General features: G+C 46.7%; 15 protein-coding genes. All 15 read right to left on the reverse strand.

Annotation, left to right across the window (positions count from 1 at the left end; genetic code table 11):
• Positions 1-4 precede the first annotated feature (4 nt).
• The 15 genes from RAC86_RS05520 to RAC86_RS05590 all read right to left on the reverse strand — a co-directional run bounded on the left by RAC86_RS05520 (position 5) and on the right by RAC86_RS05590 (position 16,594).
• Complete coding sequence (locus tag RAC86_RS05520) at positions 5-1,243, reverse strand: MFS transporter (RefSeq protein ID WP_061186529.1); 1,239 nt, start codon at positions 1,241-1,243, stop codon at positions 5-7.
• Between the two features lie 215 nt (positions 1,244-1,458).
• Positions 1,459-2,871, reverse strand: a complete 1,413-nt coding sequence (locus RAC86_RS05525; protein ID WP_072565446.1) for an amino acid permease — start codon at positions 2,869-2,871, stop codon at positions 1,459-1,461.
• A complete protein-coding gene (locus RAC86_RS05530) occupies positions 2,871-4,571 on the reverse strand; it encodes a M20 family metallopeptidase (RefSeq protein ID WP_061186530.1) in 1,701 nt (566 codons plus the stop codon). The genes RAC86_RS05525 and RAC86_RS05530 overlap by 1 nt, the downstream gene beginning before the upstream one ends.
• Positions 4,572-4,643: 72 nt before the next feature.
• Positions 4,644-6,191 carry an L-glutamate gamma-semialdehyde dehydrogenase gene (pruA, locus tag RAC86_RS05535; protein WP_072565447.1) on the reverse strand — a complete coding sequence of 516 codons (1,548 nt, stop codon included), beginning with the start codon at positions 6,189-6,191 and terminating at the stop codon, positions 4,644-4,646.
• 239 nt (positions 6,192-6,430) lie between these two features.
• On the reverse strand, positions 6,431-7,705 hold the full coding sequence (gene rocG / locus RAC86_RS05540) for a glutamate dehydrogenase (protein WP_072565448.1): 1,275 nt from the start codon (positions 7,703-7,705) through the stop codon (positions 6,431-6,433).
• Between the two features lie 177 nt (positions 7,706-7,882).
• Entirely contained in the window at positions 7,883-8,347 is a 465-nt protein-coding gene (bslB, locus tag RAC86_RS05545) for a biofilm surface layer hydrophobin BslB (protein ID WP_061186532.1), read from the reverse strand.
• 323 nt (positions 8,348-8,670) lie between these two features.
• Positions 8,671-9,126 (reverse strand): dTDP-4-dehydrorhamnose 3,5-epimerase family protein, encoded by a 456-nt coding sequence (locus RAC86_RS05550; RefSeq protein WP_003222100.1) that lies wholly within the window; start codon positions 9,124-9,126, stop codon positions 8,671-8,673.
• On the reverse strand, positions 9,119-9,970 hold the full coding sequence (gene rfbD, locus RAC86_RS05555; protein WP_061186533.1) for a dTDP-4-dehydrorhamnose reductase: 852 nt from the start codon (positions 9,968-9,970) through the stop codon (positions 9,119-9,121). Before rfbD ends, RAC86_RS05550 begins: the two co-directional genes overlap by 8 nt.
• Before the next feature lie 13 nt (positions 9,971-9,983).
• Positions 9,984-10,931, reverse strand: a complete 948-nt coding sequence (gene rfbB / locus RAC86_RS05560; RefSeq protein WP_041906295.1) for a dTDP-glucose 4,6-dehydratase — start codon at positions 10,929-10,931, stop codon at positions 9,984-9,986.
• Positions 10,931-11,671, reverse strand: a complete 741-nt coding sequence (locus RAC86_RS05565; protein WP_014115590.1) for a sugar phosphate nucleotidyltransferase — start codon at positions 11,669-11,671, stop codon at positions 10,931-10,933. The genes rfbB and RAC86_RS05565 overlap by 1 nt, the downstream gene beginning before the upstream one ends.
• Positions 11,672-11,695: 24 nt before the next feature.
• Positions 11,696-12,715 carry a PseG/SpsG family protein gene (locus RAC86_RS05570; protein ID WP_072565449.1) on the reverse strand — a complete coding sequence of 340 codons (1,020 nt, stop codon included), beginning with the start codon at positions 12,713-12,715 and terminating at the stop codon, positions 11,696-11,698.
• A 2-nt stretch (positions 12,716-12,717) separates the two neighbouring features.
• Positions 12,718-13,440 (reverse strand): glycosyltransferase family protein, encoded by a 723-nt coding sequence (locus RAC86_RS05575; RefSeq protein WP_072565450.1) that lies wholly within the window; start codon positions 13,438-13,440, stop codon positions 12,718-12,720.
• Positions 13,433-14,554 (reverse strand): N-acetylneuraminate synthase family protein, encoded by a 1,122-nt coding sequence (locus RAC86_RS05580; protein ID WP_072565451.1) that lies wholly within the window; start codon positions 14,552-14,554, stop codon positions 13,433-13,435. Before RAC86_RS05580 ends, RAC86_RS05575 begins: the two co-directional genes overlap by 8 nt.
• Positions 14,554-15,423 carry a GNAT family N-acetyltransferase gene (locus tag RAC86_RS05585; RefSeq protein WP_072565452.1) on the reverse strand — a complete coding sequence of 290 codons (870 nt, stop codon included), beginning with the start codon at positions 15,421-15,423 and terminating at the stop codon, positions 14,554-14,556. Before RAC86_RS05585 ends, RAC86_RS05580 begins: the two co-directional genes overlap by 1 nt.
• 1 nt (position 15,424) lies before the next feature.
• Positions 15,425-16,594 (reverse strand): DegT/DnrJ/EryC1/StrS family aminotransferase, encoded by a 1,170-nt coding sequence (locus tag RAC86_RS05590; RefSeq protein WP_072565453.1) that lies wholly within the window; start codon positions 16,592-16,594, stop codon positions 15,425-15,427.
• Positions 16,595-16,601: the final 7 nt, after the last annotated feature.

The following is a 16,601-nucleotide window of genomic DNA, read 5'->3' on the forward strand; positions in this document are numbered from 1 at the left end:
TTGTTTATTGGGATAAGGAATGATCAGCTTTCTGCTCATACTTGCCGTACTTTTTATATGCGAATACACTGAGCACAAATCCGAGTACTGTGATGGCGGCGCAAATCAATCCGACGGCTGCATACCCGTACCCTACATATACAGGCCCCATCAAAGCAGATCCTAATGTCACAGCCAGATTCGAGGCGAGGCTGTAAAACACCATGATTTTCCCGCGATGATGCTCTGAGCAGTCACTCAAAATGGTGCTAAGCAGTGTCACCGTCAAGCTTTGCATTAATCCCCAAATAAACAGGCTGACAATTAATAGAATCATTGAAGCCGGCGCATAGGCTAAACATGCCAGCAGCACGCTGATGACCCCCAGTGCAATCAAAAGGGAGCGCATTTTTCCGATGCGGTCGGCAATCTTTCCTGTAATGACACTCATGGAAAATCCGATGCCATAAATCATGATAAATAAGCCCGCAGCTGTATTTCCTCCGGTAAAAACGTCCTGAAGATAGGAGCCTAAAAATGAATACATACCGTAAAAACCAATCATATTACAAAAGGTTATCGTGATATAAACGGGTACGCGCGGGACTTTCAGCGCATCCCGGAATGTTCCAGCCGGCTCTTCTTTTTCTTCCTTGCCGCTGTTTTTATGTTCGGCATGACGACGCATTTCAAACAGGATCAGCAGAACAACCAAAACGCCCATCAAGGCGAAGATCCAAAATGTCCATCTCCAATGCAGGACGCCGCCGATAAATGATCCGATCGGCACACCGAAGATCAGTGCCAGCGACCAGCTTGAAACAATCAGTCCCATCACCTTACCCCGGTATGTATAAGGAACACGGTCTCCTACAACTGCATAAGCGGTCGGCACAAACGCTCCCGCAGCCAACCCCGACAGCGCACGGCCTAAAAAGAAGAAAAAGATATTTTGAGCCAAAGCGCATATCACTGTTCCTATGATAAAGATCATAAGCCCCGCCATTAAACTTAGTTCTCTGGAGTATTTATCACCTAAAGGAACCAGTAGCGGCGCACCGATAAAAATCATAACGCCGTAAATACTGATAGATAACGCAAGGACACTGACATCTGAATTGAAGGCTTTTGCCAAATCCGGCAGCAGCGGTGAGATGACAAGTTCTTCAGATCCGGCAGCAAATACCCCCATCGTTAAAGCCAGTGCTAACAATAGCGGAAAATGATGTTTTGTTTTGATGTCATTGTTTTGTTTGCTGTTCATTCTTTATCAAACACCTCTTCCATAATCTTCTTATCATAAAGTTGAATTATAGTTTAGCATTGTTTTTTCACAATTCACAATACGAACGAAATCTTTATCATTTTTATTATTTTCATTTAAATTTCAATATAGATTTATATATTTCATTTTAAAAAAACTGTTTTCTTGTCAGACGCAACACGTAAAAAAGCTCTCCGGTTTTCCGGAGAGCTTTTTTATTGGACCTCTGCCTGCTCTTTTTCAATCGGTTCATGATTTATGCGTTTTTTGATGCTCAGATGGTAGTACGCATAGCAAAAAATAATGATCGGCACGCCGCAGTACAAGCCGATTCTTTGATCCGGAATGAAAATGAGGCTGATCAACACGCATCCGTATAAACAAAATCCGAGAATCGGGACTAGCGGATAAAGCGGCGTTCTGAACTCCAGGTCATTCACATTTCCGCCTTCAGCGAGGAAACGTCTGCGAAAGAAAAATTGCGACGCACAAATGGACATCCATGCGACAACTGTCACCATACCGGAGATTGAGATACACCATAAATACACCGTTTCTGCAGCCATGACACTTGTCAGCAGCGAACATCCGGAAATGCCAAGTGTAATCAGCAAGGCATTCATCGGCACGCCTTTTTTTGTCAGCCTGGTAAGAAAGGAAGGGCCCATTTTATTTGATGAAAGTGACCACATCATGCGCGACGCCGCATACAATCCTGAATTGGCAACAGACAAAATCGCCGTTAAGATAACAAAGTTCATGATATCAGCTGCAAATGGGATGCCGATTTGATCGAGCACCACTACAAACGGGCTTTCAATAACCCCCGCCGTTTTGTAGGGAAGAATGGCAACCAGGACGAACATCGCGAGCACAAAGAAAAACAGTGTGCGCCAAATGACATTTCGAATGGACTTTGGCAGTGTTTTTTCCGGATTTTCACTTTCCCCTGCCGCAATGCCGACAAGCTCCGTCCCCTGAAAGGAGAAATTCACCATGACCAGCGTAAACATAACGGCCAGCACCCCATTAGGGAAAAGCCCTCTATCAGTCATAAAGTTAGACAAAAATGGCGTTTCCTGTCCGCCTTTAAAGTCAATCAAGCCAAACACAGCGGCTCCGCCGATCACGATAAATAATACGATCGCTGCCACTTTGATGCTTGAAAACCAAAACTCCATTTCGGCAAAGCTTCTGACAGACAGCGCATTAATCAAAAAGATGACGATGCCAAACACAAGACACCATATCCAAATAGGAACGGAGGGCAGCCACCTTTGCATCAAAATGCCTGCTGACGTCAGCTCCAAGCCTACTGTATTCGCCCAGCTGAACCAATACAGCCACCCGATCATAAAGCCTGTCGACGGTCCCAGAAATTTAGTGGCGTAGGCCTGAAACGATCCGGCCACAGGCATGGCAACAGCCAGTTCTCCTAAACAAAGCATGACAAGATACATTAAAAATCCGCCGATGATATACGCGGCAATGGCACCGAGCGGTCCCGCCTGGCTGATGGTAAAGCCGGAGCCTAAAAACAGCCCGGTTCCAATCACCCCTCCTAATGCAATCATAAACAAATGCCTGCTTTTCATGCTGCGCTGCAATTCATTATGATGATCCTGCATCATCCTTCCCCCTTTGGTTCTTTTGCCGTGATGGTCATCCGGTAGCTCTGCAAAAGATGAACAGTGGTCTGCTGTATGAGGTGAGGCAAAACGTGAAATGTGTACGGTTTATAGACTCGTTCCGTCCACTTATGGCCGTCTTTTCCGTAGACGCCCATGTTAATGGATGGAATATTCAGCTTGCGTATGTCTTTGAACGGAATGGTTCCAATCATATTCCACCCAGGGAAGTTTCTGATAAAGGAATCAATTTCGCCATCGGTTTCGTGCAGCGATAAGAAACTGCCGTCTGCCAAGTAGGGGAAAAACTTTTTGAAGACAAATGTTTCGCCTGTCGATTCAGCGGTTTTGTCAGCCGCTTCTTTAATCACATGCTCCAAAAGCTGATCTCTTGTGCTATCTTCTTTTAAATAGTTATGCGGCAGGTAAGGAGGTGCGTAAAATAGAATGACTTTTGCGCCTTGATCGGGGTCAAGCTTTTGAAGCTCTTCGATTGCCTGAAAGCATCTCATACGAAGTTCGAGGTGCTCATTGGCTTTGAATGCCTGCTCGATACACTGCTCGGGATCTACGCCGCGGCTTCTCAGCTTTTCTAAGTATTGCTCCAGACTGTACACTTGAATGTCCCATGTTAAGTGTTTCTTCGGCAGATTGGTTCTCTTTACATATTCTTCATAATAATCTGATAATTTTTGTTCTGTGTCCCGGCATGCTTCCTCAGTAACTTCGATAAGCAAATCCATAATTTCCTTTGCTGTTCTTTCATAAATAAAATAATTGAAATACAAGCAGCTGCTGACAGCCGTTTGCACATTATAGGATTCCTTATTATCGCGCTGATACAAACAGGATGGGGGCAGTACCAACTCTCCTTCGATCTTTTCTGCCAGCTGAATGTTATTGTGGAGACGGCGTGTGATTTCTGATGAAATCAAATTTGGATCAATGCCTGCCAGCGTATCGCCAACATGTACTTCTCGCCCGTAGATGTAAAAGCAAGGCAGCAGTTTCCCCGCGGCTCCGGTGTAGATATACCTTGTCTTATCACCATCGTAAAGCGGCGTAATAAAATCCGTATTAATGGCAGCCAGATAATGAAGCTGTTTTTCTTTTTTTAGCCGGTTCAGCTCTGAAATGCTGGCGAGAACGCCGGAATGCTGACTCTCCTCATCCGGATTTGCCATAAACAATAGGTTTCCCGGCAGTGTATGGAGGTTCTCTGAAAAATGCAGAAGGTTGGCTAAATGAACAGCGATGCCGCTTTGCATATCGACAGATCCTCTTCCGAACATCCACTCACCTGATTCGGCATCCCGCTGAACATCTTGATCGAATTCATAACGGCTGAAGTACTCGGCCAATTTCTCGCAATCAAAAGCAATATCCTTTAAAGGGCCGAAATCTTCTATTCCGACTGTATCCAGATGGGCATGGTAAATGACAGTATTTCGGCTTTCTCCATGTCCTTCAATAAATGCAAAAATATTTTTACGATTGTATGGGTCGTTAGGAATAGCCTGTTCCCACACATGTTCAGGATTTTCCTGAAAATAAGGATAGCTCATGATCACTTCTTTGATAAAATTTGCCTTTGTCCCCTCTCCGACAGTGCCGTTCACACTGCTGAGACTGACCAGAGACGTTGTCAGCGCCTCCACTCTTTCAGCCGGCTTCATGTGACTGATTTTTGTATATAGCATAAATTGTCCTCCTGATCAAAAGTTGAAATCGTGCGATCCGCTCAAGAATCGCACGATTTTATTTCTCTCAAATCAAAAAGCTTCTGACGTTGTTTTGGCCTGCATGTGAAGAATTAAATAATCCGGGCCGCCTGCTTTTGAGTCTGTTCCAGACATATTAAAACCGCCGAACGGCTGATAGCCGACAATCGCCCCGGTACAGCCTCTGTTGAAGTATAGGTTTCCGACATGGAAATCCTCACGCGCCCGTTCAATGTGTGCGCGATTTTTCGTCAGCAGAGCGCCTGTTAATCCGTATTCCGTGTTATTTGCAATCTCCAGCATATGATTGAAATCACGCGCTTTGCAGATCGCAACAACCGGGCCAAAAATTTCTTCCTGCATCAGGCGCGCGTTTTCATCAACATCTGCAAAGATCGTCGGCTGAATAAAGTAGCCTTTTGAATCATCGCCTTCACCGCCGGTCAACAGCTTGCCTTCAGATTTGCCGATTTCAATATATGACATGACTTTATTGTAGGACGCTTCATGGATCACGGGACCCATATACGTATCAGGATCTTCCGGATTGCCTACAGCCAGCGTTTTCGTCAGCGCTACAGCTTTTTCCACCACTTCATCATAAACATCCGGATGGATGACCGCGCGGGAGCCTGCTGAACACTTCTGTCCTGAATATCCGAATGCTGAATACACGATAGAGGAGGCAGCAAGGTCAAGATCAGCGTCCTTGTCGACAAGCACCGTATCTTTTCCGCCCATCTCAGCAATCACCCGCTTCAGCCATTTTTGGCCAGGCTGCACTTTGGCGGCACGCTCATAAATCCGGCAGCCGACTGCACGGGAACCTGTAAATGAGACAAACCGCGTTTTCGGATGCTCCACTAAGAAATCACCGATCTCCGCTCCATCTCCCGGGATGTAATTCAGAACGCCGTTTGGCAAGCCCGCTTCCTCCATGACCTCGACAAATTTTGCAGCTACTACTGGGGCTGCGTCAGCCGGTTTTAAGAGAATCGTATTCCCTGTCACAATTGCAGCCGCCGCTGTACCTGCCATAATCGCAAGCGGGAAATTAAATGGAGAAATGACGATGCCGACGCCAAGCGCTTCGTAATGGTATTGATTGAACTCGCCTGCACGGCTCTTCACCTGAGACCCTTCCTTGAGGCTTAACATTTGCCGCGCGTAGAACTCTAAAAAGTCTATCGCTTCAGCCGTATCCGCATCAGCTTCCTTCCACGGTTTTCCTGCTTCCTTTACAAGATAGCTTGAAAATTCATGCTTTCTTTTGCGCAAAATAGCCGCTGCTTTAAAGAGGATATTCGCGCGGTGCTCCGGTCTTTGTTTTTTCCAAGATTCAAATGCCTGCAGTGCAGCTTGCATCGCTTTTTCAGCAAGCTCTTGATCCGCTGTAGACGCGTACCCAATGATCTCTTCTTTATTTGCCGGATTAATGGAAACAATTTTGCGGTCCGTTTCTATTTTTTCTCCATTTATGACAAGCGGATAATGCTTGCCGAGCTGAGTGTTTACAAATGCCAATGACTCTTGAAATGATGTTTTATTCTTTGCTTCCGTAAAATCAGTAAATGGTTCGTGTGCGTATGAAACTGTCATATGTAGTCCCCCTCATGTCATGAAATATGTTTTCGTATGAATAAAAATGCAAGAACCATGCCATTTTTTTGTCTTTTGCTGAAAAAACTTGTTGAATCAAACGGAAATTTGTCTATTAGCCGACACCTTTCTCTTTCTCCGACCATGAAACGCAAATTTTATTTGCAGGTCTCACTCTTCCTGCAAAGGATAAACGCAAAATTTCTTTGCATCAGAAGAGGATATCTCCCCTTCCGAATTTATACCCACCCGCGGAATCGCGATGCCTCTGCCGATTTTCTGATGCCTGTCATGTAAGCCGCCAAGCGCATATCGACTTTATGTGTTGCCGCTGTCTGATAAATTGTTTCGAACGAATTGACCATGACGTTTCTCAGTTTTTCTGCGACCTCTTCTTCTGGCCAATAATATCCTTGGTTGTTTTGCACCCATTCAAAATAAGAAACCGTGACGCCGCCGGCACTCGCCAGGATATCAGGCACGAGGAGCACGCCTCTTTCATTCAGGATCTTCGTGGCATCAATGGTTGTCGGACCATTTGCCGCTTCGACGACGATTGACGCCTGAATGTTATGTGCGTTTTTGGCTGTGATTTGATTGGCGATTGCCGCAGGCACTAAGATATCGCAATCCTTTTCAAGCAGCTCCTCATTTGTGATGACGTCTGTAAATAAGTTGGTGACCATGCCGAAGCTGTCCCGCTTATCGAGCAAATAAGGGATATCAAGACCGTCCGGGTTGTAGAGACCGCCATGGGCATCCGAGATCCCGACCACCTTCGCGCCCGCATCATGCATGAATTTGGCCAGAAAGCTTCCCGCATTTCCAAAGCCCTGTATGATGATCCGCGCGTTTTGCAGCTTAATCCCTTTTTTCTTCACCGCCTCTTCAATACAAATCGTGACCCCCTGTGCCGTTGCTGTTTCCCGGCCTTGCGATCCGCCTAAAACGAGCGGTTTTCCTGTGATAAAGCCCGGAGAATCGAATTCCCGCAGCCGGCTGTACTCATCCATCATCCAGGCCATAATTTGCGAGTTGGTGTACACATCGGGAGCCGGAATATCCTTTGTCGGGCCGACGATCTGGCTGATGGCACGGACATATCCTCTGCTCAGCCTTTCCAATTCTCCAAAAGACATTGTCCGCGGATCACAAATAATACCGCCCTTTCCGCCGCCGTACGGAAGATTGGCAATCCCGCACTTGAGCGTCATCCATATGGATAATGCCTTGACTTCCTCTTCATTGACTTCAGGATGGAAACGCACGCCTCCCTTTGTCGGACCGACCGCATCATTGTGCTGCGACCGGTAGCCTGTGAACACTTTGACGCTGCCGTTATCCATTTTTACCGGGATGCGGACAGTGAGCATTCTCTGCGGCTCTTTCATAAGTTCATACATATCGCCCGGATAGCCCAGCTTTCGAAGGGCTTCCTTAATGATCGTTTGGGTAGACAGAAATAAATTAAGAGCTTCTTTTTCCTTATCTTTCGAGACTTGCTTTGCTGACATCTTTTTTCACCTCATTGTTTTTTTGACCAGTCAGAAATGTAAGCGCTTTAAAAATTCAACCGGCCAATTCCTTTCTGCATTGGATTCACCCTTATTATCATGCAAGATCCGTACCAGTTTTTTTAATCAACAAAAAAAGAGACTGAAAACATCTCAGTCTCTGATCACATCTATTTATTAACGAGGGTCAATCACCAGCTGCGTTTCAGCATTAAAACTGCCGATTCCCAAACCGTTTACAACATCGCCTTTAATTGTATAAGTGCCTGCGCGCGGAAGGGTTTTACGCACCATGACGAGGTCAAATTCAGTTGCGCCTAACAAATCAAGCGTAAGCGGGAGTCTGACTGTTTTTCCATCGTTTAATATCTGTGTTTCTTTCAGTGTTCTTCCATTCACTGAATCTCTTGTCGTTGCATGAAACCCGTCAGGAAAACGAAATTCTACCGCTCCGAGAGAAAGCACCGCATTTGGTTTATATGTTACCTCAATATCAGAAGTGGTCCACTCTTTTGTGCTGTTGATCGTTTTAGCCTCAATTGATGCAGACTGCGCATGAGCTTGGCCTGAAGGAAGCAAGATTGATAGTAAGACAGCTGAACTGATGAATAATGAAGATACAAATGAAGTTCTTTTTAACATGACATTTCCCCCTCAATTAGTTGTCGGAATTGGCCAGAGCGTCCTCTGCAGAAAAAGTGTTTTGCCATAATTCGCGAATTATCTTACTTTTTCTTAAAAATTAATCTATCATCATTTTCCATGGAAGTAAATGCTTTTTTAGGAATATAAACACTTGGGATTCTTTGAGAATTTCATCCTGTATATACAAGGGTCGAATGGACGATTTACTCTCTTTTTCTAGTCACATCCACCTGTTGATTTCTACCTTTTATCCTATTTTGAAAAAAGGACAAAAAAAAGGCGAAGATGCCTCCGCTCTTCGATTGATCATGTTCCTATCTTTATCTAAATTCGGTATTCCAATTAAAACCGATCGTCTCATCATTCCACGGAATTCTTTTTTCATCAGGCTGATCCGGATTATACGACATGGTGGTGAAGTAGATAATCGTCAGCGGCGTTTCTCCCAGCACTCTGTACCCGTGAGCGACCCCTTTTGGGATCAATAACAGCATCGGGTTGTCTTCGCCCATATAATAGACGTCAGTTTCTCCTTTTGTCTTTGAGTCCTCGCGCAGATCGTAAAGGACAACCTGAGCGTGGCCGGTTGGGAAGAACCAGAGATCATCCTGCTTCTCATGATAATGAAATGCTTTAATCACACCCGGATAGCTTTTCGACCAAGAGGCCTGCCCGAAATGCTCAAGAAGGTTCTCATCATCCCGAACCAGCTCAGCAAAAAAGCCCCTGTCGTCACTATGCTTCGTCAATTTTTTCACCTTGACTCCATCAATCACGCGCACTGCTCCTCTCCTGCAAATACTCCCGTAGCGCTTCCCGCCAATGGCGAGGGCGAATACCGGCTTCTTCAATGGCCCGATGGCTTAGCACAGAGTAAGCCGGACGGGGCGTTTTGTTTCCGTATTCTTCAGTCGTAACAGGCAAAATGACTGTGGCCAGTCCGCTTTCTTCCATAATGGCCTTCGCGAATTCATACCAGCTGCATATACCTGAATTGCTGACATGGTAGATGCCCGGCGGATGGCTGAACAGCTTGATGACCGCTTCTGCTAAATCCTTCGTATAGGTCGGCGAACCCATTTGGTCGCTTACAACCCGCAGCTCTTGTTTCGTTTCACCAAGCCTCAGCATGGTATGAACGAAATTGCTGCCGCCATGTCCGTACACCCACGACGTTCTGATAATCGTGCTGTCTTTTGTTGCTAATCGAATCAGTTCTTCTCCGAGCTTTTTGCTTTTGCCGTAGATGGTGTTCGGATCGAGGGGATCGTCTTCCCTGTATGGCTGGGTTCCTTTCCCGTCAAATACATAGTCCGTGCTGATATGAATATATTGAGCGCCGATGCGGGTTGCCTCCAGCGCTGTATAATAAGCGCCGATTCCGTTAATCGAGTACGCTTTATCAAGTTCTGTCTCGCATTTATCAACCGATGTAAACGCGGCCGTATTGACCACGATATCCGGCTGATAATGGCCAAACGAATGCCGTACTGAGCGCTGGTCAGCAATGTTCATCATCTTCTTTGTTAACGCAATGACCTCATACCCGGCTTGCTTCAGCTGGCGGCACAGTTCCAGGCCAAGCTGTCCTCCCGCACCAGTCACCAATACCTTTGTCAATCGGATCACCTTCTCATCGGTCATTGTCTGTATACCAGCGAATCGTACGCGCAATGCCTTCTTCAAACGGCACTTCCTGCCGCCAGCCCAGTTCGTTTTTCAGCTTTGAAGCATTGATCGCATAGCGCCGGTCATGCCCTTTTCGGTCTTCCACGTGGGCGAACAATTCCTCACAGCCCAGATGCTTCATGATGATGCTCGCCAGCTCTTTATTTGTGCGTTCATTTCCGCCGCCGATGTTATACACCTCGCCGTCGGTTCCTTTTTCTAAAATCAGCTTGATGGCGCGGCAATGGTCCTCCGCAAACAGCCAGTCTCGGATCTGGAGCCCATCGCCGTACAGCGGAACCGGTAGGCCTTGCTTCGCATGTCGGATAATCGTCGGAATCATTTTTTCGCTGTGCTGGTAGGGGCCGTAATTGTTGCTGCATCGTGTAATAATGGCTGGTAGCTTGTGGGTTTTTACGTACGATAACACGAGCAAATCAGAGCTTGCTTTGCTGGCTGAGTATGGGTTATTAGGGGAAAGCGGCGTCGTTTCAGTAAATGCGGGATCATCCGCTTCTAAATCCCCGTACACCTCATCTGTTGAAATATGAATCAGCTTCTTGGCTTTTCCCTGCAAGACCGCTTCCGCCAATCGGTATGTCCCCATGACATTCGTGGTGATAAACGGCTCCGCTTGGGAAATGCTTCTGTCCACATGCGATTCCGCAGCAAAATGAATCACACCGTCATAGGTCTCATCAAACGCCCGGTCGATATCCTCCTGAACGCTGATATCCCCTTTTACAAAGCGAAAACGGCTGTTTTCCTTTAGTTTTTCCATTTCCTCCGGGTGGCTGGCGTACGTTAGTTTATCTAAAACGGTAATGCGTGCATCCGTTTCCTTCAGCATGAGCTTTGTAAACGTGAGCCCGATGAAGCCGGCTCCGCCCGTAATTAAATATGATTTTGCCATCACTTTTCGTCCTGTCCTTTCTGTAAAGCCTGATGTACAAGCTGAGAGGCGAGATGAAGCGATTCGTGAGTTCCGGCATCGACCCACCAGCCTGATAACACATCATACGTAAGCTGGCTGTTTTCGATGTATAGATTATTCACATCGGTAATTTCCAGCTCGCCGCGCTTCGACGGTGATATTTGTTCAATATACGAAAACACCTCCGCATCATACATATAAATGCCGGTTACACAAAGGTTGGTCGGCGGATGTGCGGGCTTCTCGATAATGGAACGAATCCGCTTGTTTTTCTCATCAATCTCAGCAATCCCGAAGCGTTCCGGATCATCAACTTCTTTCAGCAGCACCTTTGCTCCTTTTCCCTGCTGTTCAAAACGCTCCGTAAAAGGCTTTAATGAATCTTCGAATATATTATCACCTAATAATAAAATGAAAGGCTCTTTTTTCGTAAAGCGTTTTGCATAAGACAGACCATCCGAAATGCCCGATGCGGCAGGCTGGACCTGATAAGTGATTGTGACGCCAAGCTCTTCCCCGTTCCCAAGCAGTTTGAAAAATTGCGGCATATGCTCTTTTTGGCTGATGAGTAAAATGTCTTTTATTCCGGCTTCCTCCAGCTTCATAATCGACCAGTAAATCATCGGATACGGGCCTACAGGAAGCAAATGCTTGTTGACGGCTTTCGTTAAGGGCATAAGGCGTGAGCCGTTTCCTCCGGCTAAAATAACACCTTTCACATTAACACTTCCTTACATGCATTTTTATACCTTTTGATCATACAAATCTAAAAGAATAGCTGATACCCGTTTGATGCCTTTGCCATCTACGAGCAGCCTTCCTCCTTTGTGCAATGAAAGGCGAAGAGGATAGCTGCTGATGATTCGTGACATCTGATAGATAAGCGTTTCATCCGATACAAGCTCTCCCAAGCCAAGATCAAGAGCGGCGCCTAGCTCAGCGAATGTTTTGGCTGTTGCCGTTTGGTGCTCAACCTGAGAAAGGACGAGGCACGGCACGCCGATGCAAATGGCTTCGTACAGGGAGATGCCGCCGGCGACAATGGCTGCATCCGCTTGTTTCATCATACCCGCCATATCATTTGTTTGCCCGATCACCGTGTACTGCGGCTTCTTTTGAATCTGCCTTCGGACCGCCTCTTGGTGCGGTGAAGCGCTCCCCATCACAAACATCATGTTTTTGTCTTTCATGGCGGGGACTTCGTCGGCTGCAGCCAGCACTTTAAAAACAAGCTGCTTCGGATCACTTCCTCCTAATGCAACAACGATATTGCGGCATTTTTTCTTAAGTGTGTAATCATTTCTTGCGGCTCGGAAGGCGGGGTGAAGAATAAGATAATCCGGCCCTTCATAGATGCGGGTGTTTCCCTGATCGTACACCCTGCTTTTGATATCGCCGTAAATTCCGTTGATGACTGCGTCACTTTGATGAATTGCTTTGGCGTTTTTCTCTTCAAAAAGTACAATTTTTGTATCTGTTTCCGCCTTTATTTTCTTTAACAGCTCAACAGGTGCGCCGAGAATATCAAATAAAACCAGATCAAGTTTCTTGCTTTTTATTTCCCGGAGAATAAATTCGTGCTGCTGCAGCTCCGGCTTTACGATGACATGCCAATGCTCTTCATGAAGAAATGGTTGAGACTCCTGATTCGTGTAAAACGTAATCAAGCAGCACTGTTTGAGTTCATCCGCAAGTCTCTTCATCCGGACAACATGGCCCATTCCCTTTTCATAACCCCCGTCTGCGACAATCCCAATATGCATGGCTATTCAGCCTCTCGTTCGTTTGCCGCACCAAGGTTCCGGTTCAGCAGGCTTATGAGCTCTGAGGCGGATACATCTGGGCGCTCTCCTGCTTTTTGATAAAGAGCCTTTATCGATTCATAGTCTTCCTTTGTGTCAATGGTCAGCCGGTATTGAGGGCCGCGAAATTGTTCCGGCGCCTCTAAAAACTGAACGTGATAAAGATCTGGATGATCCCTTACATATAACGTGACATGCTCCTGATATTGATCCTCCAACGCCTGAATGCGGCTGATGTCTGTTAACAGCTTGGCGCTGACCGCTTCGCCGCAAATCCCTAACGGGGTATTCAGGATATACGTATAATCCGCTCCTTGATCAAGATGCGCCTGAATCATCATATCGAGCAGCTCTGGATCAACAAACGGATTTTCACCTGTTAACCGGATGACAACTGTCGGTTTGACAGCCTCAATGACCTTCACAAACCTGTCGAGAACACGTTCCTCACTGCCGCGAAAAACGCGAAAGCCATGTTTAACACAGTGCGCCTCTAATATGTCGTCAGTTTCTTTATCAGACGTGGCGATGACAAGATTATCCCGATCCTTTTGATAAAACGCGCTTTGCCGGACGCGGTGAACGATCATATCGAGTAAGCGATTGGAACCGAGCCGACGCAGCACTTTTCCCGGAAGCCGTGTTGACCCCATTCTGGCTTGAATGATAAAGAGAATGTCATTCATGAAACGGGCTGTCCTTCACTAAAATGTCATCCCAGACAATGCCTGTGTCGGCCGGAATGTCTCTTACAGCCCGAACGCCGCCGGTCAGCAGCTCAAAAAATCTCGGGTGCATCCCCTGCAGCTTTTGCCCGGGGCGAAGCACTGCGATATTGTCTTCACTAAAAGCTTCACCTTTTTGAATCGGAGCCGTTGTAAAAATCCCTCTGTATGCAAAATTTCGGATTTCTCCTTCGATGGCGGTCGTTGTTTTGTATGAACTGCCAAGCAGTTTTTCAGAGACCGGCTTCCTGATTCCTTGTTTCATCTCAGCCTCGGTTTTCCTGATGCTTTCGACCATTTCTTTCAATTCGTCCGGATTTAACGCAAACGAGTGGTCGGCGCCCGGCAGGTTTTTATCGATCGTAAAATGTTTTTCTATCAGTCTTGCTCCGAGCTGAACCGCGGCACACGGCGCTTCTGTCGGATGCTCACTATGATCGGAGAAGCCGATCACCGCATCAGGAAAAGCGGCGGCAAGCATCGGAATGACGCTGAGGTTGCTGTACTCCGGCGGCGCAGGGTATTTCGCCACACAATGCATAATGGCAATTTGATCGTTGCCTTCTGTCCTGATGGTGCTCCAAGCTTCGTGAATATCAGAAATCTCCGCTCCGGCTGTTGAAAATATCATCGGCCTGTTCATACGGGCGACATATTTGAGCAGCGGAAGATGGTTAATTTCATAGGATGCGATTTTAAAAGCGCTCGGCGAGGTGGACTGAAGCAGGTCGGCTGACCCTTCGTCACATACTGTGCTTAAAAAGATCACCTGCTTTTCTCGGCAGTAATCCAATAGCGGAGAAATCCAATCAGCTGGCATTTCCATTGATTGAACCAAAGAAAAAATAGAGACGTCCTTACCCGCCGCTGTTTTGTACAAACCAGGTTCTTTCTGGTACATCTTATCAGCCTGGAACATTTGAAATTTCACGGCATCCGCTCCAGCTTCCGCCGCTGCATCAATCAGCGCAAAGGCCTGATCAAGCTTTCCATCATGATTAATTCCTGCCTCGGCGATAATAAATACAGGCGCGTCTTTGCCTACAGTTTTATTCGCGATCTGAAACTCTGCCATTATTTCGCCTCCTTGCCCGGCCAAATATGATAATAATAGTATGATTGTTCAGCGGTGAAGCCCATTCTTTCATAAAGGCGGATCGCCCTTACATTGTGAAGCTGCGTCCCCGCTGTTACCGTTTTATGCTTCTGTGTCTCCGGTTGTTCTATGAGATTCGCCAATAAATGAAACGCGATACGTTTTCCTTCAAATCCCGGCTTCACAGCCATCAAATCGAGAATACATTCATCGTCTCTTGATAAGCCCTGAAGATAGCCGATGACCTCGCCTTTATGCTTAGCGGCAATATTTATAGCCGCCCTTCCATTCAGGTTGTTTCGTGTCCACTCCTGAAAAATTTTGTTTGCTGCTTCACGGCTGAGATGAGGATCTTGAAAATATCTGCTTTTTGTAAACGAGTCTCGGGCCAGCTCACATATCGCTTCTGTGTCTCCAGGCTCAGGCGGGCCCAGTTCAAAAAACGGCGCTGTTTTGTCATAAAAAGACGGGGGCTTCGCCAGCTTCAGCAAACTGCCGACAAAGTAAGAGGATGGCTGCTGCTGTATCACATGCGCCGCTCCGATATCTTCAGCCGGAACACGAACAAAGATAAAATCCGTTTCATCCATTTGGCGTACAGAATAAAAAGCTTCAAACAGCCTCTTCAACTGCCCGGCGCTGTTTGCCGCAAGAAGTTTGACGTTCATGACTTTCTTCTGAAGCATCTGGCTTTCCCACAGAGAATCTTCGTAAAGCAAGACGCCTTGGAGCCTGCTGTTTTCAAAAAGGCCGAGGGAGAATTGATACGGAACGTCCAATGTAAGCTGCCTGCTTTGGAGAAAACTCTCAATCGCTTCTTTGGAGACATTTTCTTTTACCGTGTACACTTTAACCAGCCCCTTTTACGATATCCCGCACAGCGTCAATGACATCATGTACATCCTCGTCAGACATTGATGGATAGAGCGGGAGTGACAGGGTTCGTTTATAGTAATTCATGGCGATCGGGAAGTCCGCTTCCTTAAACCCGAATTGCTTTTGATAATACGGATGGGTGTGTACCGGGATAAAATGAACGCTTGTGCCGATATTGTATTCATCCTTTAAAGCCGTAATCATTTCGCCGCGCGTGACACCGGCCTGTTTTTCATCAACTTGCAAAACATATAAATGCCAGGCGTGCCTTCCGTCATCATGAACAAACGGCGTGATCAGCCCCGGAATCTGCTGAAAAGCGGCTTGGTAGCGGCCGGCAATCTCTTCTCTCCGTTTCTGCATATCATCTAACCGTTTCAGCTGATGAAGACCGAGAGCCGCCTGCAAATCAAACATGTTCATCTTATAGCCGGGCGATTCGACTTCATAATACCAGCTGCCATTTGAAGAATAACGGTTCCATGCGGCTTTGCTCATGCCGTGAAGGCTCAGCACCCGGATGTTATCGGCAAGCTCCTCATCGTCTGTCGTCAGCATGCCGCCTTCGCCTGTCGCCAGGTTTTTAGTGGCATAAAAGCTGAATGCCGTCGCGTCCCCGATAGAACCGATCATTCTTTGCTTATAAGTCGTATACACCGCATGTGCTGCATCCTCCAGCACGAATAAACCATGCTTTTGGGCAATTGCCAATATCGCATCCATATCACAGGACTGCCCGCCGAAGTGGACGGGTACAACTGCTTTCGTTTGCGGTGTGACGACCGCCTCAAGCTTTGCCGGGTCAATATTGAGCGTGTTTTTGTCAATGTCCGCAAACACAGGGGTCGCTCCTGTATGAATAATCGTATTGGCGGTCGAGCTGAACGTAAGCGGAGAGGTAATGACCTCGTCACCCGGCCCGATCCCTTTTGCTTTCAAAGCCAAAAATAAAGCAGCGGTACATGAATTCAGCGCCACGGCGTGCTTTGCCCCGACAAACGCAGCAAACTCTTTTTCAAACTGCTGAACCTTCGGGCCTTTGGAGAGCCATCCCGATTCAAGCGTATCTGTAACCTCCTGAATTTCTTCCTTGCCGATTAACGGCAATGAGTAAGGAAGAAAATGATTTCTCTTTTGCACCATTTTCTTT

It is taken from the genome of Bacillus sp. LR_5 (assembly GCF_042709275.1).